The 23,399-nt window shown below is 58.9% G+C and carries 18 protein-coding genes; 9 read left to right on the top strand and 9 right to left on the bottom strand.

All coding sequences use genetic code 11. From position 1 onward, the window contains the following. Positions 1-3: 3 nt before the first annotated feature. Positions 4-1,671 (bottom strand): beta-galactosidase BglA, encoded by a 1,668-nt coding sequence (gene bglA / locus AVI_RS13015; protein WP_015916782.1) that lies wholly within the window; start codon positions 1,669-1,671, stop codon positions 4-6. A 276-nt stretch (positions 1,672-1,947) separates the two neighbouring features. On the opposite strand from bglA, the gene AVI_RS13020 reads away from it, so the two are divergent. After that, positions 1,948-3,015 (top strand): glycosyltransferase family 4 protein, encoded by a 1,068-nt coding sequence (locus AVI_RS13020; protein WP_015916783.1) that lies wholly within the window; start codon positions 1,948-1,950, stop codon positions 3,013-3,015. A 19-nt stretch (positions 3,016-3,034) separates the two neighbouring features. Here AVI_RS13020 and der read toward each other — a convergent pair whose 3' ends face one another. The 3 genes from der to AVI_RS13035 form a co-directional block, all read right to left on the bottom strand. Beyond that, entirely contained in the window at positions 3,035-4,459 is a 1,425-nt protein-coding gene (der, locus tag AVI_RS13025) for a ribosome biogenesis GTPase Der (protein WP_015916784.1), read from the bottom strand. A gap of 152 nt (positions 4,460-4,611) precedes the next feature. Beyond that, positions 4,612-5,283, bottom strand: coding sequence for a tetratricopeptide repeat protein (locus AVI_RS13030; RefSeq protein WP_015916785.1), 672 nt, complete (start codon positions 5,281-5,283; stop codon positions 4,612-4,614). Positions 5,284-5,547: 264 nt separating this feature from the next. Continuing rightward, positions 5,548-6,126 (bottom strand): NnrU family protein, encoded by a 579-nt coding sequence (locus AVI_RS13035; protein WP_041698149.1) that lies wholly within the window; start codon positions 6,124-6,126, stop codon positions 5,548-5,550. A 275-nt stretch (positions 6,127-6,401) separates the two neighbouring features. Between AVI_RS13035 and AVI_RS13040 the strand changes: the two genes are divergently transcribed. After that, positions 6,402-7,373 (top strand): polysaccharide deacetylase family protein, encoded by a 972-nt coding sequence (locus AVI_RS13040; protein WP_071203824.1) that lies wholly within the window; start codon positions 6,402-6,404, stop codon positions 7,371-7,373. A 148-nt stretch (positions 7,374-7,521) separates the two neighbouring features. Here the strand turns inward: AVI_RS13040 and sbmA are convergent, their stop codons facing one another. Both sbmA and AVI_RS13050 read right to left on the bottom strand, forming a co-directional pair. Then, positions 7,522-8,772 (bottom strand): peptide antibiotic transporter SbmA, encoded by a 1,251-nt coding sequence (sbmA, locus tag AVI_RS13045; protein WP_015916788.1) that lies wholly within the window; start codon positions 8,770-8,772, stop codon positions 7,522-7,524. Positions 8,773-8,941: 169 nt separating this feature from the next. Beyond that, positions 8,942-10,147, bottom strand: a complete 1,206-nt coding sequence (locus AVI_RS13050) for a YbfB/YjiJ family MFS transporter (RefSeq protein WP_015916789.1) — start codon at positions 10,145-10,147, stop codon at positions 8,942-8,944. Between the two features lie 198 nt (positions 10,148-10,345). On the opposite strand from AVI_RS13050, the gene AVI_RS13055 reads away from it, so the two are divergent. Continuing rightward, positions 10,346-10,576, top strand: coding sequence for a hypothetical protein (locus AVI_RS13055; protein ID WP_060719926.1), 231 nt, complete (start codon positions 10,346-10,348; stop codon positions 10,574-10,576). Between the two features lie 48 nt (positions 10,577-10,624). On the opposite strand, the gene map is transcribed toward AVI_RS13055, so the two are convergent. From map to glpK, 3 genes are all read right to left on the bottom strand, one after another. Beyond that, a complete protein-coding gene (gene map, locus AVI_RS13060) occupies positions 10,625-11,374 on the bottom strand; it encodes a type I methionyl aminopeptidase (protein WP_015916791.1) in 750 nt (249 codons plus the stop codon). Between the two features lie 39 nt (positions 11,375-11,413). Continuing rightward, positions 11,414-12,472 carry an LLM class flavin-dependent oxidoreductase gene (locus AVI_RS13065; protein ID WP_015916792.1) on the bottom strand — a complete coding sequence of 353 codons (1,059 nt, stop codon included), beginning with the start codon at positions 12,470-12,472 and terminating at the stop codon, positions 11,414-11,416. A 310-nt stretch (positions 12,473-12,782) separates the two neighbouring features. Then, positions 12,783-14,276, bottom strand: coding sequence for a glycerol kinase GlpK (gene glpK / locus AVI_RS13070; protein WP_015916793.1), 1,494 nt, complete (start codon positions 14,274-14,276; stop codon positions 12,783-12,785). Positions 14,277-14,543: 267 nt separating this feature from the next. On the opposite strand from glpK, the gene AVI_RS13075 reads away from it, so the two are divergent. The 6 genes from AVI_RS13075 to AVI_RS13100 all read left to right on the top strand — a co-directional run bounded on the left by AVI_RS13075 (position 14,544) and on the right by AVI_RS13100 (position 23,279). Then, the gene (locus tag AVI_RS13075) at positions 14,544-15,314 is read left to right on the top strand and encodes a 3-hydroxybutyrate dehydrogenase (protein WP_015916794.1); all 771 of its coding nucleotides are present in this window, start codon (positions 14,544-14,546) and stop codon (positions 15,312-15,314) included. A gap of 30 nt (positions 15,315-15,344) precedes the next feature. Then, complete coding sequence (xdhA, locus tag AVI_RS13080) at positions 15,345-16,817, top strand: xanthine dehydrogenase small subunit (protein WP_015916795.1); 1,473 nt, start codon at positions 15,345-15,347, stop codon at positions 16,815-16,817. 252 nt (positions 16,818-17,069) lie between these two features. Next, positions 17,070-19,415, top strand: a complete 2,346-nt coding sequence (gene xdhB / locus AVI_RS13085; protein ID WP_015916796.1) for a xanthine dehydrogenase molybdopterin binding subunit — start codon at positions 17,070-17,072, stop codon at positions 19,413-19,415. Then, a complete protein-coding gene (gene xdhC / locus AVI_RS13090; protein WP_015916797.1) occupies positions 19,412-20,215 on the top strand; it encodes a xanthine dehydrogenase accessory protein XdhC in 804 nt (267 codons plus the stop codon). Before xdhB ends, xdhC begins: the two co-directional genes overlap by 4 nt. Before the next feature lie 64 nt (positions 20,216-20,279). Then, positions 20,280-22,016 carry a tetratricopeptide repeat-containing sulfotransferase family protein gene (locus AVI_RS13095; RefSeq protein ID WP_015916798.1) on the top strand — a complete coding sequence of 579 codons (1,737 nt, stop codon included), beginning with the start codon at positions 20,280-20,282 and terminating at the stop codon, positions 22,014-22,016. Between the two features lie 345 nt (positions 22,017-22,361). Beyond that, entirely contained in the window at positions 22,362-23,279 is a 918-nt protein-coding gene (locus AVI_RS13100; protein ID WP_015916799.1) for a LysR substrate-binding domain-containing protein, read from the top strand. The last annotated feature ends 120 nt before the right edge of the window (positions 23,280-23,399 follow it).

Here is a 23,399-nt window from a genome sequence, read left to right on the forward strand (position 1 = left end):
CGGTCACACCCGCGCGCAAAAACCGTCCAGCGCATCGAGCGTAATCACGCCCTTTTCGAACGTACTGCGGGCATCTGGCAAAGCGATGATCTCCTTAACCGTCATGTGCTCCGGCAGGCGAACCTCCTGCGGTCCGCGCCGCATGTTGAAGACGAACAGCAATCTTTCGCTGTTCTCCCCGCGCAAAAAGGCCAGCACATCCTCGTTGATATCTAGGAAGGACATTGACCCATCGCGCAGGGCCGGATGGGCTTTGCGCAAGGCAAGCATGCTGCGGTAATGGTTGAGCACCGAGCTTTTGTCCTTGTCCTGGGCGTCCACCGACAGAGCCTGCTGGTCCGGCTGAACCGGCAGCCATGGTTTGCCACTGGTAAAACCGGCCTGAGCCTTGGCTTTTTCCCAGACCATCGGCGTGCGGCATCCGTCGCGGCCCTTGAAAGACGGCCAGAAACGGATGCCATAGGGATCGCGCAGGTCTTCAAAGGCGATATCCGCCTCCGGCAGGCCGAGTTCCTCGCCCTGATAAAGGCAGATCGAGCCGCGCAGGCTGGCGAGAATACTGATCGCCAGCTTAGCCACCTGCGGCATCTCTTCCGGCCCCTGGGCAAAGCGCGACACATGACGCATCACGTCATGGTTGGAAAAGGCCCAACACACCCAGCCGTCTTTGACCATGGACTGGAAGGAGGTGACACAATCACGAATATGAGACGGCGTGAAATGTGGCCCCAGCAGATCGAATGTGTAGCACATATGCAGCTTGTCGCCGCCGCTGGTATAGGCGGCCACGGTTTTCAACGAACGCGCGCCATCGCCGACCTCGCCCACCGTAGCACGGTCTGGATATTCATCCAGCAGCGCCCGAAGCTTTTGCAGAAAGCCGATGTTTTCCGGCTGGGTTTTGTCGTGCAGATGCTCCTGCATACCATAGGGATTGACATCCGGCGCATCGAGCCCGGCATCGCCGCTGTCTGGCGCATGTGGCGGGTTGTTGCGCAATTCCTTGTCATGAAAATAATAGTTCACGGTATCCAGCCGGAAACCATCCACGCCGCGCTCCAGCCAGAAACGGGTGGCGTCCAGCACCGCCTGCTGCACCTGCGGATTGTGGAAATTCAAATCGGGCTGCGAGCCCAGGAAATTATGCATGTAATATTGCTTGCGCACCCCATCCCATTCCCAGGCCGGGCCGCCGAACACTGATAGCCAATTGCTCGGTGCGGTGCCATCCGGCTTGGCATTGGCCCAGACATACCAATCAGCTTTGGGATTGTTGCGGCTGGAGCGGCTCTCAATGAACCAGGGGTGCTGGTCGGACGTATGGGAAATTACCTGGTCGATAATCACTTTCAGGCCGAGATCATGCGCCTTGGTCATCATCGCGTCGAAATCGGCAAGTGTGCCGAACATCGGATCGACATCGCAATAGTCAGAGACGTCATAGCCCATGTCTGCCATGGGCGAGGTGAAGAACGGCGACAGCCAGATGGCATCGACACCCAGCGAGGCGATATAGGGCAAGCGCTGGGTTATGCCCTTGATGTCGCCGATGCCATCGCCTGTCGTGTCCTGAAACGAGCGTGGATAGACCTGATAAATAACCGCGCCGCGCCACCAATCACCCCCTGCTTTCACTGCGGTTTTGCTGGCTCGATCAGTTTTGGTCGGCATCTGGCCCATCCTCTGCTCAAAAAATTCGGCATCTTCAAGACTATAGGGTTCGAAGCGGCTATGACCAGTGGCAATGGTCAAGTCCAGCGATCAATCCACCTTCATTCCTTTGTTACAATGCTGGCCCATAAGCCAAAGGACAGTGGCGGGGGCTTCTGCGTGATTCCCCGGCGAAATGGCACCCGATATCAGGCTCTCGTTTCGCCGGGGGAGCATTTCAAGCGGGACTATCCCACCTGTCCGTGAAGCACCGCATCGGACCGAGGAGCACGCGCGATGAGATTGACAATCGTGACCGATGCCTGGCATCCGCAGGTGAATGGCGTGGTGCGCTCCATTGAAAACACCAATGCCGAACTGACCAGGATGGGCGTTACCGTCACCATGGTGACGCCTGCGGACTATCGCAGCCTGCCCATGCCGACCTACCCGGAAATCCGCCTGTCGCTGGCCAGCCCGTGGCGCATTGCCGCCGCCATCAAGCAAAGCCGCCCGGACCTGATCCATATCGCCACCGAAGGGCCGCTGGGTCTATTGGCGCGGCGCTGGTGCCTGAGCCAGGGCCTCGCCTTTTCCACCAGCTATCACACCCGGTTTCCCGAATATGTCGCGGCCCGGCTGCCATTGCCGCTTTCGCTGCTCTATGCCTATGTGCGCTGGTTTCACCGCGCCGGTGGCGCGTGCATGGTGGCGACCGAAAGCCTGAAACGAGAGCTGGAAGGCCGCAAGATCGGCAATCTGCGGCTCTGGAGCCGGGGAATCGATACCGAACTGTTCCACCCGCAGCCGCTTGAGGCAGATCCCTTCGGCCTGCCCCGCCCGATCTTCATGACGGTTGGCCGGGTCGCGGTGGAGAAAAACCTGCCGGCCTTTCTCGATCTCGACCTGCCGGGTTCGAAAGTGGTGGTTGGCGACGGCCCTGCCCGCGCCGAATTGGCGGAACGCTATCCAGATGTGCTGTTTACCGGCGTCAAATTCGGCGCCGAGCTGGCGAGTGCCTATGCGCAGGCCGATGTTTTCGTTTTCCCCTCGAAAACCGACACATTCGGCAATACGATCTTGGAAGCACTGGCCTGCGGCGTACCCGTGGCGGGCTTTCCCGTGACCGGACCGATCGACATCATCTCTGATCCAAAGGCTGGTGCTCTCAACGACGACCTGAAAACCGCGTGCCTTGAAGCACTGAACTGCTCTCGCAGCCATGCCAGAGCCTTGGCCGAAACCTATTCCTGGGCCTCCGCCACCCGCCAGTTTCTCGACAATGTCATCGAGGCCAAGACGCAGGGGCGCTGGCGGATGCTGATGCGGCGGAAAAAGCCGATCAACCAAGCCTTGGAAAATTGATCCGTCCGGGAAAGTTGAATCAGCGCCTTTTGCGCTTATTCTCGAACGGGTTTTCCGACGCCTTCAGATGGATGCGGATCGGCACGCCGGGCATGTTGAAATCGGCGCGCAAGCCGTTGGTGAGATAACGGATATAGCTTTCCGGCACGGAATCGGGCCTGGTGCAGGAAATCATGAAGGCGGGCGGGCGGGCCTTGACCTGGGTCATGTATTTCAGTTTCAACCGGCGCCCGGAGACAGCCGGTGGCGGATGCTGGGTCTGGACACTGTCCAGCCAGCGATTGAGCTTGGCGGTCGAGATCCGCTTGTTCCACACCATGTCAGTGTCGATGATCGACTGCATCAGCTTTTCAAGGCCGTAACCTGTCTGGCCAGCCATTGGCACGGCGCGAATGCCGCGCGCCTGTGGCAGGAGCCGTTCGGTCTTTTCGCGCAGCTCGGCCAAAACCGCCTGCGGATCTTCCACCAGATCCCATTTGTTGAAGGCGAGAACCGCGGCACGGCCTTCGCGCAGCACCAGATCGACGATCTGAATATCCTGCTTTTCAAACGGAATGGTGGCGTCGAAGACGATGACAACGGTTTCGGCAAAGCGGATGGCGCGCAATGTATCGGCCACCGACAGCTTTTCCAGCTTCTCGATCACCCGCGCCTTGCGGCGCATGCCCGCTGTGTCGAACATCTTGATGGTACGGCCACGCCAGTCCCATTCGACCGAAATCGAATCGCGGGTAATCCCGGCTTCTGGGCCGGTCAGCAACCGGTCCTCACCAAGGAAGCGATTGATCAGCGTTGATTTACCGGCATTCGGACGTCCGACAATGGCAACGCGCAGCGGCTTGGTGTCGTCATAGGCCAGATCTTCTTCGTCATCCTCACCCTCGACTGTGGGCCTGAGGACGATATCGGTCTCGGCCACGTCGTCATCGTCTTCGGGAAAGGCGCGATCCACGCCGATAGCCTCGACAATGGCGTCGCGCAGGTCGATCATCCCCTGACCGTGTTCGGCGGAAATCGGCACCGGTTCGCCAAGCCCAAGCGTGAAGGCGTCGTAAAAACCGCCATCCGAACCACGGGCTTCGGACTTGTTGGCCACCAGCACCACCGGCTTGCCGCGCTTGCGCAGCATATCGGCCAGTGCCTTGTCCACATGGGTCAGGCCCATTTTCGCATCGACCACGAACAGCGACAGATCGGCCTCGTCGATGGCGATTTCGGTCTGGGCGCGCATCCGGCCTTCCAGCGTGTCAGCACCCGCCTCTTCCAGACCGGCAGTATCAACGATGTGGAAGCGCAGGTCCACCAACTTGGCCTCACCGGGCCGCCGGTCGCGGGTCACGCCCGGCGTGTCATCGACAAGCGCCAGCTTTTTGCCAACCAGACGGTTGAACAGAGTGGATTTGCCGACATTGGGACGTCCGACGATGGCGACGGTAAAGCTCATGATAATCTGGTATCCGGTTATATCCAGCCCGTCTTCAAGCGGACTTTAAAACAGTAGCGCATCGGAGCGAAACCTGTGAAGCGGTTTTCGATCCGATGCGTGATGGCATGTCGGGCGACGGCGAAAAATCCCGCCAAAAACCCTTGAAAGTATCAGGACGCCTTTCCGGCGGCAGCGATATTGTCCAGCATGATCTGGGCGCGATTGGCCACATTGCGCGGTGCCTCGCTGTCCTCGGTGATCTGCTGGAACCATTCGCGGGCGCGTTCCGTCTGGCCAGCCTTATAGGCGGCAAGACCGAGTGCCTCACGGGCGGAATGGCGCAGGCCCTGGCCGGGAACCGCCAGCGCTTCGACCTCAGTGGACACCTGTTCATAGGTGCCGTTGTCAATCAGCAGCCAGGCGGCGCGGATATGGGCGACATCGCGGATCACCTGCGGAACACTGTTATCCTTGCCGATGGCAGTGAAGGCGTCGATGGCCGCTTTGGCATCGCCCTTCTCCGCCATGAGGGAGGCCGCCCGAAGCTTGGCCAGCACCGGATAAGCGCCGAACCCGTCTTTTTCGAGGGCTTGCAGATCACTCAGCGCCTGATCATTCTTGCCATCTGTCGCCAGCTTGGTCGCTGCCAGAAAGCGGTCGCCGGACTTGGAGGCACGGTCGTCCGTGTAATAATCATAAAGCCGGTATCCGGCGGTGCCAACCACGATCAACACGGCAATGCCAATGAACACTGGCCCCAGACGCCGCCAGAAACGGCGCATCTGTTCGGAGCGAAGCTCGTCATTGACTTCGCGGATAAAGCTGTCGTTCTGATTTGCCATTACATTGTCCGGATATCTGGGCCTGTATCATCGTTTACGCTTGCCATCGTCCGTTCCAGAATTGGCGATGGCGTGGCGAAAATGGTGATTTCGAGAACCGGAGCGGAACGTACTTGACGTACGTGAGCACCGGGAGCGCAGAAATTGCCATTTGCAGCCCGCCAGTGACTATTCTGGGATGGACGATGTGGCCTTCTACCCGATTTTTGCGCCGATGTAAGGGGGAGAAGGGCAAAACACCCGTCTCCCCATCAAAAAGCGCGATTACATCGGCAATGGCGAGACGCCAATCAGCACCTCATGCAGCTTGAGGAGGATAGCAACGTAAGCGACCAGACCGATGACCACGGCATAGACATCGTATTTGGCCGACACGAACGGTGCGCGCACCAGCAGGCCTGCCCGCTCCCGGCGCTTCAGCGAAATCCGCAGGATGACGCCCCAGGCCAGCAACCAGCCGAACAGCAGGATTGAGCGCAGGTCGCCATTCGACAGCAGATGCGCCAGCGCCCAGATTTTCACAGAGAGAACCATGGGATGCTTGGTTTTTGCAGCGATATGGCCAGCCGGGAGAAGGCTGGCCACCAGACAGATCATCGCGATGACCATCAGGGTCAAGGTCAGATGGGTCATGCCAGCCGGTGGAAACCAGACATTGACGATTGGCGCGATACTGTAGCCATAGGCAATAATGGCTATGCCCAGCAGGGACAGCACCGAAAACAGCGACTTCCAGCCGTTCAGGCTGAGGCGGGCCACCATGGAATCGCGAAAGCCCGGCGCAATCGTCCGGGTGAGATGCACCAATGTAAAAAACAACAGACCGAGAACAAGAATAAGCATAAAAAATCCCCGCGAATGAGAGAGCATAGAGATAGCCGCTCGGCTTCGTCTTTACCAGCCTGCATAATCTGGGGGGATAGCGATAAACTCCCGAAAATGCAGGAGACGTGCGACCGGATGGAAGAAAACCGAACCCGATGAGCCACACGGTCGATCAAAGCTTCGCCGCATTTGCCCGCCAGGAAGCGGCAAATATTCACAACAAGGTTGTTCGCTTGGCACCGTTTCGCCCGCTTTTCTCCTCATCGCTTCGAACCCTGCTGGCCGCGCTATGCATGCCGGGCATCGCCATTGCCCAGAACGCGGCTGACGCCCCGCAAAAGCCGAAGCAATTGCTGCTGATTTCCTTCGATGGTGCTGCCGATAACCGACTTTGGGAGCGCAGCGGCGAGATCGCCAGCCGGGCCAATGCGCATTTTACCTATTTTCTGTCCTGCACCACGCTGATTGCCAGAGGCCCCGCCTCGAAAGCCTATCAGGCACCCGGCCAAAAGCCCGGCAAGTCCAATGTCGGCTTTGCCCCTGACGAGGCCGATGCTGCGGCAAGGCTAGAGCATATCTGGGCCGCCCACCTCGCCGGTCACGACATTTCCAGCCATGCCTGCGGTCATTTCGATGGCAAGGACTGGAGCAAAGCGGACTGGCTAACCGAATTTTCGACCTTCAAAACCGTCTTGGCCGGGGCCTGGAAGCAGAATGGCGTGGCTGACAAGGAGCCGGAGGGCTGGCAGGAGTTCGTCAAGACCGGCATCAAGGGCTTTCGCGCACCCTATCTCTCGACCAGCAAAGGCATGGTGGAGGCCGAAAAGCAGGCTGGTTTTCTCTATGACGCCAGCCTCGTCACCAAAGGTCCACAAGAGCCCGAACAGGACGGCACTCTCACCCGCTTCGGCCTGCCGCTGATTGCGGAAGGACCGGGCAACCGCCCGATCATCGGCATGGATTACAATATGTTTGTGCGCCATTCGGCAGGATTCGACAACCCGTCGAAAAGCGCCGAATTTGAGGAACGCACCTATCAAGCCTTCAAAACCGCCTTTGAGGCGCAATATAGTGGCGACCGCAAACCTGTACAGTTCGGCTTCCACTTCGTGTTGATGAACGGTGGCGCCTATTGGCGGGCAATGGAGCGGCTGGTGACGGATGTCTGCCACCGCGAGGATGTCGCTTGCGTCAGTTATTCGGAAGCTGTGGCGATATTGGAAAAGCAGAACGGCCGGAAAAATCCGGCCGGGTCTTCGTTTTAGGGAATTTGAAGGCAGCCCTCCTAGAGTCTGTCAGGTTCAGACTGAACCAGACAGACTCTCGATTCTCTTGTTTTCGTTTGTCTTTTCGGGAAAACCGGAGTCCACTTTTCCCTGACAAACTCTAAAAAGACTGACAGCTTCAGGATTTTTAATCACTGTCTTGCCGTGCCAAATATCGTTGATCAATTTGAGGCAATGGCTCATCCTGGATTGCGGCTTCAAACGCCTTCAAACGCTTTTGAATAGAAAGAAGCTCAACGATCGTTGTCCAAGAATTCGCGAGGTATTGCAGAGAAGACGTAACTTGTCCGAATGCTCCCGATATCTGGTTCAACAAGCCAAGAGTAATTGTGCCAGCGACAAATGAAGGCACAAGAACTGCAACAGAAAATATCGTATCCAAGTTCAGATAAAAATACCGAGCGACATTGAAATAAATATAATGGAAGTAGTAACGAAAGTAATTGCGACGCACGGCATCAAACAAACCATTCATCGTCTGCAATTCTGCTCGGTCAGCATGGTCTTCACCGTATACAAGTTCTTTGCGGTACGCAGCTTCCACACGTTGGTTGCGAAACTCAAGACCTGGCAATTTAATGCCGACCAATGCAAGAAGAGCAGTACCAAAGGCAGACCACAAAACCGCAGCGAACACGAGCGGATAAGGGATAGCCCCGACCAAGGGCAGTTCCTTAACATTTTCCGAAAGTCGTATTAACAGCGGAGTGAAAGCGATCAGCGTCATAACGCTGCTGATGAGGCTCACACCTAAACTTTCGACAGTCGTTGCAAAGCGCATCGTATCTTCCTGAACGCGCTGTGAGGCACCTTCGATATGACGCAACTTTGGCCAGTTGGCCATGTAAAAGTCCGTCATAGCGATGCGCCAGCGAAAGATATAATGACTAACGAAAAACCGGGTTAGAACGGAAACAGCCACTGCAAGAAAAGCAATTTCAAGAAAAACAATAAATTGCGAATAAAATTCACCCGCAGCGACCGGGCGCGATTTTGATACAGCTGCCTGTATCAAATCACCAAACGGCCCGTTCCAAGTATTGATCGCAATGCTGACTTGAACCTGGAAATAGACAGTAAAAAGAACGATCGCGGAACCAACTACCGACCACCGTTGCCATGGATGCGGCGATGCAACTGCCCAAGCCCCAGCAAAAATAGCGACAACCACAGAAAAGTAGATGTAAAACCAAATAAAATCAGGTGCCCAAAAAATCGAAACACCTACTGTTGGTTCGGCACCTTGAGCCTGAGATGCAAAGCCCAAGTGAGTACCAAGTTGTTCACCCAAACCGTACCAAAATGCGATGGCAAGCATGGCCCACAGCGCGGCGGTTGGAAAAAACAATTTCGGCTTGGGGAAGAATGAGTGAAACACGGGGTCTCGCTTTCCTGAAGATATGGTCGTGGCCGTCTTTATAGCATCGTGCAGAAAACCGGTTTCCACTTTTCGGTCCGATGCTGTAGCGCGGCAAACTATGCCAGAAGCCGCAGTGCAGCAATGGTTGGAATACCACCTTAACGATTTGTAATCGCTGCAAAGGTCTTCAGACCGTCTTTCTCCACAGGCTTGCGGCCAGAATGAGGCTGACCAGCAATACAGCGCCTGCAACAAGGCTTGGCAGCGCGAAACTGCCGCTGATGGCGGCAAGCCAGCCGGCGACCAGCGGCCCGATTGTCTGCCCGACGCCGAAGGCCGCCGTCATGATCGACAGCGCCTTGCGGGGACTGGCTGGCGCAAGGGTTCTAGCCAGCCGCAGGCCATAGGCGGTAATCGTCATGAAGGTTAAGCCGAGAAGAGCCGCTCCCACCAGCGGGGCAGCCATGCCCGGCAATCCAACCGAGGCAAAAACCCCAATGGCTGCCAGAAGCAGGGCAAGGCTGTAGGCGCCTGCCAGTCCAAGCCTGTCCAGCACCGGACGCCAGACAAACAGCGAGGCAGCCGCCATGATGCCCGCCAGAAACCACGCCAGAAATTCCGCCACCGGCCCCGCATTGGCCATGCGGGCCATGGTGACGATAAACGTCGCCGTCACCACATATCCGAAGCCGAACAGGCCGTAGGAGGCAAACAACAAAAGAAATGGCCTGCCCCAGGAAAGCGGCGGCTCCTGCTCGGCCCTCACCTCAGTTTTGCGCACCCGTGGCAAAAGCAGGCTGACGACAAGGAAGACAACAAAGGTCAGTCCCGCCCCGGCCAGCCAGTCCAGCCGCCACCCGGCGGAGGCGCCAAACAGATGCGGCCCAAACAGGTGCGGCAATGCATAGACCATCAGGGACGACGCGGCGATCCCCATACCTACCCCGCCAAAATGCGTGGATTGCGCATATTCTCGACCATGGACGCTGGCATGGGTGCTGATATGGGCAAGCACAATCGAACTCGTGAAGATCATCGCGAAGGCACTTGCCACGCCTGACAGAAAGCGGATGACCATGAACAAGCCGACATGCTGCGTCAGCGCCATGGCGGCCAGAAGCAGGCTGGTGGCCAAAAGCGAAGACAGCGCAATCAACCTTTCGCGCCCAGCCGCCCAACCCTGGCCGGCAAGCACGGCCCCTAGGAGGTAGCCGAGAAAATTCGCCGCCGCGATCAGGCCAGCATCGGCGGGGACGAGATGAAGATCGGTCATCATCCCCGGCAGAATGGGGGTGAAGGAAAACCGGCCAAAGCCCATGGCCGCCGCCATGGCCAGCGCACCGGCAAGGGCGGTAAATGGAAGATGGGGATGTCGGGAAGGCGTGATCGTCATGGTCTGCTTATCGCACCGCCGCTTTGGCCCAACAAACCAAAAAAACTGATTGAGCCATCAAAGGAAATAGGGACTCACGGGTTCCCCACCATCCTAAAAAACGCCCGGTCGTGCTTCAAGTCGACAGTTTCTGATCGCTAAAGCTTGCTGAAATCGCAAAAATCGCTAGTGGAGGGAGAAAATTCCAAGGAGTGCATTATGAGCGACCTCAGCCTGCAACAGGCCATCGACAATATCTACACCTCGATCAACAACGATAACGAGGAGATCGATGTGCATATCGCCGCTCTCAAGGCCGCCATGGCCCGCGAGGGTGCGAAGGAAGCCGTGTTTGAGGCGGCAAAGCTTGCGCAGCCGAATCGTCAGGGCCGCAAGATCATGCAGGCCTATTTCAAGAAAAAGGGCGTTGCTGTCAGCTTTGCGAGCTGACGCCATATCTGAATGGACGGCGAAAAGTCATTGAAATGACTTTTGGTCTCACTCCACCATCGTCAAAATCAGCGGCCCATTGCGAGTTGCCACCACCGTATGCTCGAATTGCACGGTCGGCGCTTTCGGGTCGCTGTAGAGCGTCCACGGGTCATCGCCATCCTCCGCCCATTGACCGCCCAGCGACAGGAAAGGCTCGATGGTGAAGACCTGGCCTTCTTCCATGATCCTTGTTTCATCCGGGTCGGCCCAGGTGGACAGCTCGCGCGGTTCCTCATGCAGCTCGCGGCCAATGCCGTGGCTGGCAAGATTGGCGATCAGCGTATAGCGGTTCTTGGCGGCAAAAGCGCCGATGGCTTGGCCGATACTAGCAAAAGGCGCTCCGGTCTTGACCTGGGTGACGCCGAGAAACAGCGCCCGCTTGCCATCACGCAGCAATTTTTCGATCTTCGGCTTTCCCGGCGGCACGATGAAGGATGAGCCGGTATCACCGAAAAACCCGTTCTTGACGCCGGAAACGTCGATATTGACCAGATCGCCGCGGGCAATCACCCGATCGCCGGGAATGCCATGCGCCACTTCCTCGTTGACGCTGATGCAGGTGGCACCGGGAAACTGATAGCAGAATTCCGGTGCTGACTGCGCGCCATTGTCTTCCAATATCTTGCGACCAATCAGATCCAGCTCGCGGGTGGTAATCCCCGGCTCCAGCGCCGCACCCATGGTTTTCACCGCCAGCGCGCAGAGATGGCCGATCTCCTTCAAGTGCTGGAGTTCCTCGTCGCTGGAGATGATCATTGTTGGACTTTCATGAGCGTTTGCGGATTTTGCCGCTGCTTACGCCCCCGCCCCGACCGGCGTCAAGTCATGGCCAAGCTCTTGCCGCACCAATGGCGCAACCTTTGTGCCGTAAAGCTCAATGCCGCGCATGATATCCTTGTGCGGCATCGGGCCGATGGCCATTTGCAGCAGGAAGCGGTCGTTTTTGAACAGAGCGTGATGGGCGACGATCTTTTCGGCCACCGCCTCCGGGTCGCCGACAAACAGTGCCCCATGCGGCCCGCGCATTGCGTCATACTGGGAACGATTGCCCGGCCCCCAACCGCGCTCCCGGCCGATCCGGTCCATGACTTCGGCCTGCGGTGCGTAGAAGATATCGGCCGCCGATTGGGTCGTGTCATGGATGAAGCCATGCACATTGATCGAGGTTTTCAAGGCGGACGGATCGACCCCGGCCTTCGCCCCGCTCTGCCGGTAGAGATCGACCAGCGGCGCAAAGCGGCGCGGCTCACCGCCGATGATGGCAATGGCCAGCGGCAGGCCGAGATAGCCAGCCCGCGCCACCGATTGCGGCGTACCACCGACCGCAATCCACAGCGGCAGCGGGTCCTGCAAGGGGCGCGGATAAACGCCGCGACCTTGGATCGGCTTGCGGGTCTCGCCTTCCCAGGTGACGATTTCGTTGTCGCGGATCTCCATCAGCAATTGCAGCTTTTCGGCAAACAAAAGATCATAATCATCAAGATCATAGCCGAACAATGGAAAGCTTTCGATGAAGGAGCCGCGCCCGGCCATCATCTCCACACGGCCATTGGACAGCAGATCGGCGGTTGCAAATTGCTGGAACACCCGCACCGGATCATCGGAGCTGAGAACCGACACCGCACTGGTCAGGCGAATATTTTTGGTCTGCACCGCCGCCGCCGCCAGAATGGTCGCAGGCGAAGAGGCCATATAATCGGGCCGGTGGTGTTCGCCAAGGCCGAAGACATCCAGCCCCACCTCGTCCGCCAGCCGGATTTCCTCCAGCAGATCATCCACCCGCCGCTTGGCCTCCAGCCCCTTGTTGGGCGCCGCAGGGTCCACATCCGCGAAGGTATAAAGGCCAAGTTCCATGGGTCGCATCCTCAGTTGTTCACTACAGCGCCTCTCACCATACATGGCGCACAAAGGTTCGCTGTAGCTCCTTATATCTGCTGCATAATTTTCTCTTCAAACCGATTCCGGTTTAAAGAATTATGCAGTAGGCAGGTAAGTGTAAATGAACCGCTTGGCAAACCCTGGGATGAGAACGCAGCGTTCAATAAATGCGAGTTTGAAGCAAGAACAAGCCTCGGAGCAGGTCAAAGCTTCAATAAATACCTATAAATATCAATGGATTTCCATAGGTTTTTGATTCATTGCGAAATCAACCTGACTCATTTTCTCAACCCGCCGTCAGCGTCCGTCTGACCGCATCCCGCCAGCCTCTGAGCTTTTCCGTGCGGGTCTCAGCATCCATGACCGGCTCAAACCGATGGTCGCGCGCCCAGGCGCGGGCAAACGCATCCATGCCGGGCCACAGACCGACACGGCTGGCCGCAAGGAAGGCAGCACCGAGTGCTGTCGTCTCAATAACAGACGGACGGTCAACCGGCGCGTCCAGCAGATCGGCCAGCCGCTGCATCGTCCAGTCCGAGGCCGCCATGCCACCGTCAACCCGCAGCACCATGTCGTCCTCGCCATTCTGCCAGTCCTTGTGCATGGCATCCAGGAGGTCGCGGGTCTGGTAACACACCGCTTCCAGCGCGGCGCGGGCCAGTTCCGCCGGTCCTGTATTGCGGGTCAGGCCAAACAGCGCGCCACGCGCATCCGGGTCCCACCAGGGCGCACCGAGACCCGTGAAGGCTGGCACCAGATAGACCGGCTGGCCGGGATCGGCTTCAGCCGCCAGCCGTCCGGTTTCTGCCGCATCACCAATCACCTTCAATCCATCGCGCAGCCATTGTACGGCGGCACCGGCAATGAAGATCGAGCCTTCCAGCGCATAGGTGGTCTTGCCGTCCATCCGGTAGGCGATGGTGGTCAGCAACCGGCTTTTCGAAACCACCCGGTCCGCGCCGGTATTGAGCAGCGCGAAACAGCCGGTGCCATAGGTGGATTTGACCATGCCCGGAGCAAAGCAGGCCTGACCGATGGTGGCGGCCTGCTGGTCGCCCGCCACGCCAAGGATCGGCACCGCCGCGCCGAATACCGCCTTGTCGGTCACGCCGAAATCGGCGGCGCAATCCTTCACCTCTGGCAGCATGGCGGCGGGGATGTTCAACAGCGCCAGCAATTCTTCATCCCAGCCATGCTCGGCAATGTTGAAGATCAGCGTGCGCGAGGCATTGGTGGCATCGGTGACGAAGCTTTTGCCGCCCGTCAGCCGCCAGATCAGGTAGGTATCGACGGTTCCGAAGCACAGGCCACCTTGCTCTGCCCTGGCGCGAGCACCCTCGACATGGTCGAGCAACCAGGACAGTTTGGTGCCGGAGAAATACGGGTCGAGCAGCAGGCCGGTTTTGGTGGTAACCGTTGCCTCCAGCCCATCGCGCTTCAGCGTTTCGCAAAAAGCCGATGTGCGGCGATCCTGCCAGACGATGGCGTTGTGGATCGGCTTGCCGGTGTCCTTGTCCCAGACCACAACGGTTTCCCGCTGGTTGGTAATGCCGATGGCGGCGAGATCGCCTGCCGTGATCCGGGCGCGGGCCAGCGCATCGTGAATAGAGCTGACGACGCTGTCCCAGATGGCGTCCGGGTCATGCTCCACCCAACCCGATTGCGGGAAGATCTGCGGAAATTCCTTCTGACCCGTGCCGACAATCCGCATGGCCCCATCAAACACGATAGCACGGCTCGACGTCGTTCCCTGGTCAATCGCCAGCACAAAACCGCCCATGATACTCCTCCCAGAGTTTTCGCTTTCTTTCGCTTATATCAAGATACGAAAGTTTTATGCCAAGTCAAAACCGAAAATGAAAAACAAACGAAGGCGTAAAGGCTGTGTTTCCTCATCCCCATCTGTTGTTGGTTTTCATCTCCATGTGATGACACAGGACAATTGCATAGGACAGGGGTTTGGGCATAGGTTTAGCTTTGTTGCGGCGCAACCGCCCGCTTCGCCAATAGGCCAGACCAAAAAAATCATCGCACAGGGAGTTACGCCATGACCAGGACTGTCGTTATCACCGGTTCCACCAGCGGCATCGGGCTTGGCATCGCCCGCGCCTTTGCGGCTGAAGGCGCCAATGTGCTGATCAACGGCTTTGGCCCGCTTGGTGAAATCGAATCGATCCGCAAGGAATTGGAAGCGGGCGGCGGCAAGGCGCTCTACCACCCCGCCGACATGACCAAGCCCAAGGAAATCGCCGAACTGGTGGAAACCGCCATCGCCGAATTCGGCGGCATCGATGTTCTCGTCAACAATGCGGGCATTCAGCATGTCGCTCCCGTCGAGGAATTTCCCATCGACAAATGGGACCAGATCATCGCTATCAACATGTCCAGCGCCTTCCACACCATGCGCGCCGCCATCCCGGCGATGAAGGCGAAAAAATATGGGCGGATCATCAATATCGCCTCGGCCCATGGCCTGGTCGCCTCGCCGTTCAAATCCGCCTATGTCACCGCCAAGCACGGCATTCTCGGCATGACCAAGTCGGTGGCGCTGGAAGTGGCGCAAAGCGGCATTACCGTCAACGCCATCTGCCCCGGCTATGTGCTGACGCCGCTGGTGGAAAAGCAGATTCCCGATACCGCCAAGGCGCGCGGCATTGCCGAGAGCGAGGTCAAGGATGTGATGCTGCATTTGCAGGCCACCAAGGAATTCGTCACCGTCGAGGACATTGCCGCCATGACACTCTATCTTGCCAGCGATGCGGCAAAGCAGATCACCGGCACCAGCCTATCCATCGACGGCGGCTGGACGGCGCAGTAATCTTTCCAACGCATCGCTCAAAGGGCCATCATGACCAACCGCATCCGCTTTCTGCTCAACGACCAGCCCGTGACGCTTGATAGCGCCGACCCGACCGGCACGCTGCTGGATTATCTGCGTCTGGCAAAGCGGCTGACCGGGTCAAAGGAAGGCTGCGCGGAAGGCGATTGCGGGGCCTGCACGGTATTGGTCGGGCGGCTGGTGAAGGGCGCGCTGCACTATGAGGCGGTCAATGCCTGCATCCGCTTCATCGGCTCGCTCAACGCCACCCATGTGGTGACGGTCGAGCATCTGGCCGCCACGGATGGCACTTTGCATCCGGTGCAGCAGGCCATGGTGGATTGCCATGGCTCGCAATGCGGTTTCTGCACCCCCGGCTTCGTCATGTCGCTCTACGGCCTGTGGCTAACCAGCGAAGCGCCTAGCCGGGCCGAAATCGAGCGGGCCTTGCAAGGCAATCTCTGTCGTTGCACCGGCTATGAACCCATTGTCAAAGCTGCCGAACAGATGGGCCGGACAAGGCCTTCAGCGCTGTTCGATCCTTTGGCACGGGAACGGGAGCAGATCATCGCCACGCTGGACGCCATGACCAGCACCGATACCATTACCCTTGAAGGAGATGATGGCCGCAGCCTGATCGTCCCCAACAGCGTCGAGGCGCTGGCCAATGTGCTGGCGGCTCACCCCAAGGCGACGATTGTTGCAGGTGCAACCGATGTCGGTCTGTGGGTGACGAAGCAGATGCGGACGTTAAGCCCCGTGGTGTTCATCAACCATCTGGAAGCCTTGCAGGCGATCACGGTCGATGAGAGCGGCATCACCCTTGGTGCTGGCGTCAGCTACAGCGCCGCCTTCGACTGTCTTCGGGCGGAAATTCCCGCCTTTGGCCGGTTGATCGAGCGGATCGGCGGCCAGCAGGTGCGCAATATGGGCACGATTGGCGGCAATATCGCCAATGGTTCGCCGATTGGCGACACGCCTCCGGCGCTGATCGCGCTTGGCGCGACGGTGACCCTGCGCTCGGCTTCGGGAACGCGAACCTTGCTGCTGGAAGATTTTTTCATTGAATACGGCCGCCAAGACCGGCAGTCGGGCGAATTTGTCGAGAGCATTTTTCTGCCCCGCCCCAAGGCCGGAACCGATTTTGCCATCTACAAGATCTCCAAGCGCCGCGACGAGGATATTTCAGCGCTTTGTGGGGCCTTTTATCTCGAAAAAGACAGTAAAGGCAGCGTCACCACCCTGCGCATCGCCTTTGGCGGCATGGCCGGAACGCCGAAACGGGCGCGTGCTGTGGAAGCGGCTATGATGGGGAAAGTCTGGAGCCGGGAGAGCATCGAGGCTGCCCGCGCCGCCTTTGATGCAGATTATCAGCCGCTCTCCGACTGGCGGGCCAGCGCCGATTACCGGCAATTGACGGCGAAAAACCTGCTGACGCGGTTCCTTTTGGAAACATCCGGCGAGAAGCAAGAACTGGAACGCTTTGCGGTGGAGAGGGTTTGATGGGTATGAACATCTGGCAATTGGCTTCGCCCCCCTCATCCGGCTGCCGCCACCTTCTCCCCGCCGGGGAGAAGACGCGAGCTGCCAGCGCCTCGTTGATATCGCAACCTTTTCGAACACGGCAAGTGCGGCATTTCACTTGGAGCAAGGCATCACCACTCGTCTCTTCTCCCCGGCGGGGAGAAGGTCCCGGCAGGGGGATGAGGGGGGCGAAGCCATATTATGTTGCCACGGATGCAAGGAACCAACCCCATGGATAAGGCCCTTTTCACCACCACTGCCACCATCCAGGGTCCGATGCATCAATCGCTGCGCCATGATTCAGCCCATAAGCATGTGGCTGGAAGTGCCGAATATATCGACGATATTCCAGAACCCGCAGGCCTGTTGCACGGCGCGCTCGGCATGGCGGATCGCGCCCATGCCGACATTCTCTCCATCGATCTGTCCGGTGTTCAGACCTATCCCGGCGTCGTCGCGGTGCTGACGGCCAGCGACATTCCCGGCACCAACGATGTCTCCTCCGGTGGACGCCATGACGAGCCGTTGATCGCCACCGACAGGGTGGAGTTTCACGGCCAGACCGTTTTTGCGGTAATTGCCGAGACCCGCGACGCGGCCCGCAAGGCAGCACGGCTCGCCAAAATAGAATACCGCGACCTGCCCTTCTGGACCGATATCGATTCAGCACTAGAAAATGGCGCGCCGCTCGTCACCCCAGGCATGGTGCTGAAGCGCGGCACGCCGGAAAGCGAGCTGGACAAGGCCGAGCACCGGCTGCAAGGCGCGATGCGGATCGGCGGACAGGAGCATTTCTATCTGGAAAGCCATATCGCGCTGGCCATTCCCGGCGAAGACGATGATGTCACCGTCTGGTCATCGACCCAGCATCCGTCGGAAATCCAGCATATCGTTGGCCATGTGCTGGATATTTCATCGCATGCGATCACGGTCAATGTGCGGCGCATGGGCGGCGGCTTCGGTGGCAAGGAAACCCAGGGCAATCAGTTTGCGGCACTGGCGGCCTTGGCCGCCAAGAAGCTCAACCGGGCTGTGAAGTTTCGTCCGGACCGCGACGAAGACATGAGCGTTACCGGCAAACGCCATGATTTTAAAATGGATTTCGACGTTGCCTTCGATGGTGATGGCCGTATCCACGCCATAGAAGCAAACTTCGCCGCCCGCTGCGGCTATTCCTCGGATCTTTCCGGCCCCGTCACCGACCGGGCGCTGTTTCACGCCGATAGCAGCTATTTCTACCCGCATGTGAAGCTGACCTCTCAACCGCTGAAAACCCACACGGTCTCCAACACCGCCTATCGCGGCTTCGGTGGCCCCCAGGGCATGCTGGGGGCCGAACGGGTGATCGAGGAAATCGCCTACGCCTTGCGCAAAGACCCGCTTGAGGTTCGCAAGGCCAATTTCTACGGCGAGACCGGCTCTGGCCGCGACCTGACGCCCTATCACCAGCAGGTCACCGACAATATCATCGCCCGCGTGGTCGAGGAGCTGGAAACCTCCTGCGATTATCAGGCACGGCGCGCCGCGATCCTCGACTTCAACAAGACCAGTTCGGTGATCAAAAAAGGCATTGCGCTGACCCCGGTCAAGTTCGGTATCTCCTTCACCATGACCGCCTTCAACCAGGCCGGCGCGCTGGTGCATGTCTATCAGGACGGCTCCATCCATCTTAACCATGGCGGCACCGAAATGGGCCAGGGTCTCTATACCAAGGTGGCCCAGGTGATTGCCGATGGCTTCCAGGTTGATATCGACAAGGTGAAGATCACCGCCACCACGACGGGCAAGGTGCCGAATACCTCGGCCACCGCTGCCTCTTCCGGCTCGGACCTGAACGGCATGGCCGCCTATGATGCCGTGCGCCAGATCAAGGAGCGGCTGGTGGCGTTTGCCGCGGAAAAATGGGGCGTGTCGCAGGCCGAAGTGGTGTTCCTGCCCAATCGGGTCAGGGTTGGCGGTGAAGAGATTGCGTTCCCCGATTTCATCCGTCAGGCCTATTTTGCCCGCGTCCAGCTTTCCGCAGCTGGTTTCTACAAGACACCGAAAATCCACTGGAACCGCGAGACCGGGCGCGGCACGCCGTTCTATTACTATGCCTATGGCGCGTCCTGCACCGAGGTCTCAATCGATACGCTGACCGGCGAATATCTTGTTGACCGTACCGATATTCTCCACGATGTCGGCAAATCGCTCAATCCGGCTATCGATATCGGCCAGATCGAAGGCGGTTTCGTGCAGGGCATGGGCTGGCTGACCACGGAGGAATTGTGGTGGGACGGCAAGGGGCGGCTGCGCACCCACGCGCCCTCCACCTACAAGATCCCGCTCGCCTCCGACCGGCCGAAGATTTTCAACGTCAAGCTGGCGGACTGGGCGGAAAATACCGAACTCACCATTGGCCGTTCCAAGGCAGTCGGCGAACCGCCCTTCATGCTGGCCAATTCGGTGCTGGAGGCAATCTCCATGGCAGCGGCCAGCGTGGCCGATTACCGGTTCTGCGCGCGCCTCGATACACCCGCCACGCCGGAGCGGGTATTGATGGCGGTGGAACGTTTGAAGGAGGCACAGCGCGCGTGACTGATCTTTCCGGCGCAGTGCTTGCCGCCTTCCTCGCGCGTCATGCAGACTGTGTGGCGGTGACTGTCACCGAAGCCAAAGGCTCGACCCCACGCGACGTGGGTGCTCTGATGGTGGTGGCGCGCGACAGCGTATTCGGCACCATCGGCGGCGGGCAGCTGGAATATCTGGCAATTGAAAAAGCCCGCACCATGCTGGCAGGAGGCGAAGATGAAGCGGTGCTGAGCGTGCCGCTTGGCCCGGAAATCGGCCAATGCTGCGGTGGGCGGGTGACGCTGACGCTTGCCCTGATGACGCCGGACCGCCAGCAGGCTCTACTGGCTGGCGAGGATCAGGCACGCCGGGCCGGGCCCCAGGTCTTCGTTTTTGGCGCAGGCCATGTTGGGTTGGCGCTGGCCGCCGCCTTGGCGCCGCTGCCGTTTCGCACCCGGCTGATCGACGCACGCGACGCAATCGATGGCGAGGTGCCAACCGGTATTCCGCTTGACCGCACGGCCATGCCGGAAAGCCATGTGGCGCAAATCGCCCCTGGCGGTGCTGTGGTCATCGTCACCCATGACCATGCGCTGGATTTCCTGATTGCCCGCGAAGCCTTGGCCCGCGACGATCTCGCCTATATCGGCATGATCGGCTCTGCCACCAAACGCGCCACGTTTGCCCATTGGCTGGCGCGAGAAGGCGGTGATCCGGCCAGCCTGGCGCGTCTGATTCTGCCAATCGGCGCAAGCACCATCAAGGACAAGCGCCCGCCTGTCATCGCCGCGCTGGTCGCCGCCGAACTGGTCAACCGCCTGCTGTAAACCAGCCTCACGCAGGGATGCTCTGCCATTCAAGCGTGATGATGGCAATGAAAGAACCGACACGATGAGCGCCCTGGAAAAGCTACAGGCCCAGCGCCAGAAACTGGAACCGCTGCTGGCTATGGCGCGCCAGTATAAGCCAGCCGATCTGGCCAAATTGCCGCCAGAAGACCGCCGCAAGGCCGAGGATCTGCAACAGATGGCCTGCAAGGCCGCACGCGATCTGGCCGAGATTTCGATCCGCCTTCACGACCATGCCGGGGCAACAGAGCTTCTACAAGCGGTTCTATTGATCCACGCCGACCCATCCGCCCATAGCCGGCTTGCCGATCTGGCCCAGATCAACGGGCGCTGGCCGGACGCAATCGCCCATTATCAGGCCGCGATAGCAGCAGGCGGCCCGAATGCCACGCTCTACAGCGCCCTTGCCCATTGCCTGAAACAGGCTGGCCGCCATCAGGAGGCCAATGAGGCCTACGATCTTCTCCTCAACCACGACCCGAACCATTTGGTCGCGCTGAGTGACAAAAGTTTCCGCAGCCTGATTGCAGGTGATTTCGAGCAGGGACTTGCGTTGGCTGAGCGGGCGGTAAGCGCCCATCCCGGCGACATCACAGCCCATTTTTACCTGGGACAGGCGTTGCAGGGCGTCGGGCGGATGGATGAGGCAAAAGCCGCCTATCGCAAGGTACTGGACCTCGATCCCACCCATGTCGATAGCTATCTGCTGCTGGGCATGTTGAGCCGCGCCCGGCCAGACGATCCCGATATCGCCGCCATGCAGGCCCTGCATGCAACGCTGGCAGAGGAACCTGCCCGGCGGCTGAAACTCGGCTTCGCGCTTTACAAGGCGCTGAACGATATCAGCCGATATGACGACGCCTTCAGCTATCTCGAAGACGCCAACCGTGAACGGCGGCGGCAATTCACGGCCTATACCATCGATCAGGATCTTGACCTCATGCAGGCATTGGAAGCTCGGTTCACCCCCGACTTCATCCGCTCAACGCAAGACAGCATCGCCAAGGCGGGATATCTCCAGCCGGAACGGCCGATCTTCGTGGTTGGCCTGCCGCGCTCCGGCACCAGCCTGACCGAACAGATCCTTGCCAGCCACGCCGATGTGTACGGCGCCGGTGAGTTGGAAACGCTGAGCTATGCGATTACCGACGCCTTCTTCGAGCCAGACCGCCAGACATTGCGCGGCCCCGATAGCGTGACGTCTAAGGCCCTGGCCGATGCGGCCCGGCGCTATATCGTCCCGGTCCGCGAAAAAGCAGGAAACGCCCGTGTCGTCGATAAGATGCCGGTCAATTTCCTCTGGGTTGGCTTTATCAAGCTGATGTTTCCTGACGCCAGGATCGTCATTATGAAGCGCGATCCGCTGGCCAGCGGCTTTGCGCTTTATTCCAGCTATTTTCCCAGCGACGGCATGCAATATAGCTACGACCAGACCGAGACCGCCCACTATATCGCCGCCCAGCGGCGGCTCTGCGCCCATTGGCAATCCCTGTTTCCAGGCGACGTGCTGGAGCTGGGCTATGAGCAACTGACGCTCGACCAGGAATCTGAAACCCGCCGCCTCCTGGATTTTTGCGGCCTGCCCTGGGACGCAAACTGCCTCGATTTCCACAAGGCTGAACGCGCGGTGATGACACTCAGCAGCGCCCAAGTCCGCCAGGGGCTCTATAGCGGCGTCGATAAAAAGACCACCCATTACCGCCACCATTTGGGCGAGATGATTGCCGGGTTGACGCAGGCAGGATTGATCAACGAAGAACGCCTTGCAGCAAATGCCTAAGCCTACTGTTAGGCAACCAGACGCCATCGGCAACCTGCTCCGGCACCCTATCGTCAAGGCCGACATCCCGCCTCAGATCCTCTGGCAGATCTTGGCTTCGACGACTGATTTTCGGACCAGAAAGACCGCTCATCATCGTGCTAAAAAACCTCTCAATGAGGCATGACAATGCTTTCGCAGATGGCATAATGCTCCGCGGCTCCCCAAAATCTATTGATGTGTGAGACCGGGCGGGCAGAGGCATACATTCAGCAGCCACACCCGGCTTGATATGTGGATATTGGCGGCAATTGCCTCAACAATCCAATCGGATTACGATGCTCATCCATAAAGAGAGCTTATCTGATGAAATTGTCGAAACAGTTCCCCGTCAATGCCCTGCGCGTGTTCGAGGCCGTCGCCCGCCACAATGGCTTTACCCGCGCCGCCGAAGAACTGGGCATGACGCAGACGGCGGTGAGCTACCAGATCAAGTTGCTGGAGGATAATCTCGGCACGCTGCTGTTCCTACGAACGTCAAGGCAAATCAGCCTGACCGAGGCGGGGGAGCGGCTGCTGCCGAAAACGCGGGAAGGCTTCGAGCTGCTGCGCGAGGCCGTGGCACTGGCAAGGCATGAGGCGAGCGAAGTTCTGGAAATTCACTCCACGCCAACCTTCGCCTCCCATTGGCTGGCGCGCCATCTCGGCAGCTTTCAACTCCAGCATCCGGGTATTGCCGTGCGCCTGCTGCGAAGCGATGAGAAGCAGCGGGATTTTGCCCGTGACGGCGGCGATGTCGGCATTCATATCGGCAAGGAGCCGGTAGCCGGATTGATCTGCCATCCGATTTTGAAGCTGGATTATGCCCCCATGCTCAGTCCGGCGCTGGCCGACAGCATTGGCGGCATCCGCGAACCCGCAGATCTCCTCAAACTGCCGCGCGTGAGCAGTTGTGAGGATTGGTGGGCGGACTGGTTTCACAGCGCTGGCATTGCATCTCCCCTGCCAGCCTCTATCGGCCTCGACGCGCAGGGCGCCCTCGACCTTCAAGCCGGTGCAGCTATGGCCGGACATGGCGTCGCCATTCTCAGCCCCTTCTATGTCGAGGAAGAACTCGCATCCGGCCGCCTGATCCAGCCCTTCGAGCTGCTGTTGGGGGATGAGCAGATCTACTGGCTGGTCTACCCGCCATCGCGCCGGACCATGCCGAAGGTCAAAGCCTTTCACCAATGGCTGATCGCAAGCCTGCCGCCCTTCGAACGGAACGGTGTCCATACGTCCTGATCCCTACCCAATCTGCCTAAAACATGCGCATGCACAATTTTTTACGCATTCCCCACAACACGCCCTTCCCTTGGCCGCCAGTATTTTGCAATGTCTCTGGTCGGGAGAGTCAAAGAGGTC

The sequence above is a fragment of the Allorhizobium ampelinum S4 genome (genome assembly GCF_000016285.1).
Lineage (GTDB): Bacteria > Pseudomonadota > Alphaproteobacteria > Rhizobiales > Rhizobiaceae > Allorhizobium > Allorhizobium ampelinum.

Coding starts and splice junctions, on each gene's coding strand:
- bglA (WP_015916782.1), bottom strand. CDS start 1,671: ATGCCGACCAAAACTGATCGAGCCAGCAAAACCGCAGTGAAAGCAGGG.
- AVI_RS13020 (WP_015916783.1), top strand. CDS start 1,948: ATGAGATTGACAATCGTGACCGATGCCTGGCATCCGCAGGTGAATGGC.
- der (WP_015916784.1), bottom strand. CDS start 4,459: ATGAGCTTTACCGTCGCCATCGTCGGACGTCCCAATGTCGGCAAATCC.
- AVI_RS13030 (WP_015916785.1), bottom strand. CDS start 5,283: ATGGCAAATCAGAACGACAGCTTTATCCGCGAAGTCAATGACGAGCTT.
- AVI_RS13035 (WP_041698149.1), bottom strand. CDS start 6,126: ATGCTTATTCTTGTTCTCGGTCTGTTGTTTTTTACATTGGTGCATCTC.
- AVI_RS13040 (WP_071203824.1), top strand. CDS start 6,402: ATGCCGGGCATCGCCATTGCCCAGAACGCGGCTGACGCCCCGCAAAAG.
- AVI_RS13050 (WP_015916789.1), bottom strand. CDS start 10,147: ATGACGATCACGCCTTCCCGACATCCCCATCTTCCATTTACCGCCCTT.
- AVI_RS13055 (WP_060719926.1), top strand. CDS start 10,346: ATGAGCGACCTCAGCCTGCAACAGGCCATCGACAATATCTACACCTCG.
- map (WP_015916791.1), bottom strand. CDS start 11,374: ATGATCATCTCCAGCGACGAGGAACTCCAGCACTTGAAGGAGATCGGC.
- AVI_RS13065 (WP_015916792.1), bottom strand. CDS start 12,472: ATGGAACTTGGCCTTTATACCTTCGCGGATGTGGACCCTGCGGCGCCC.
- glpK (WP_015916793.1), bottom strand. CDS start 14,276: ATGGGCGGTTTTGTGCTGGCGATTGACCAGGGAACGACGTCGAGCCGT.
- AVI_RS13075 (WP_015916794.1), top strand. CDS start 14,544: ATGACCAGGACTGTCGTTATCACCGGTTCCACCAGCGGCATCGGGCTT.
- xdhA (WP_015916795.1), top strand. CDS start 15,345: ATGACCAACCGCATCCGCTTTCTGCTCAACGACCAGCCCGTGACGCTT.
- xdhB (WP_015916796.1), top strand. CDS start 17,070: ATGGATAAGGCCCTTTTCACCACCACTGCCACCATCCAGGGTCCGATG.
- AVI_RS13095 (WP_015916798.1), top strand. CDS start 20,280: ATGAGCGCCCTGGAAAAGCTACAGGCCCAGCGCCAGAAACTGGAACCG.
- AVI_RS13100 (WP_015916799.1), top strand. CDS start 22,362: ATGAAATTGTCGAAACAGTTCCCCGTCAATGCCCTGCGCGTGTTCGAG.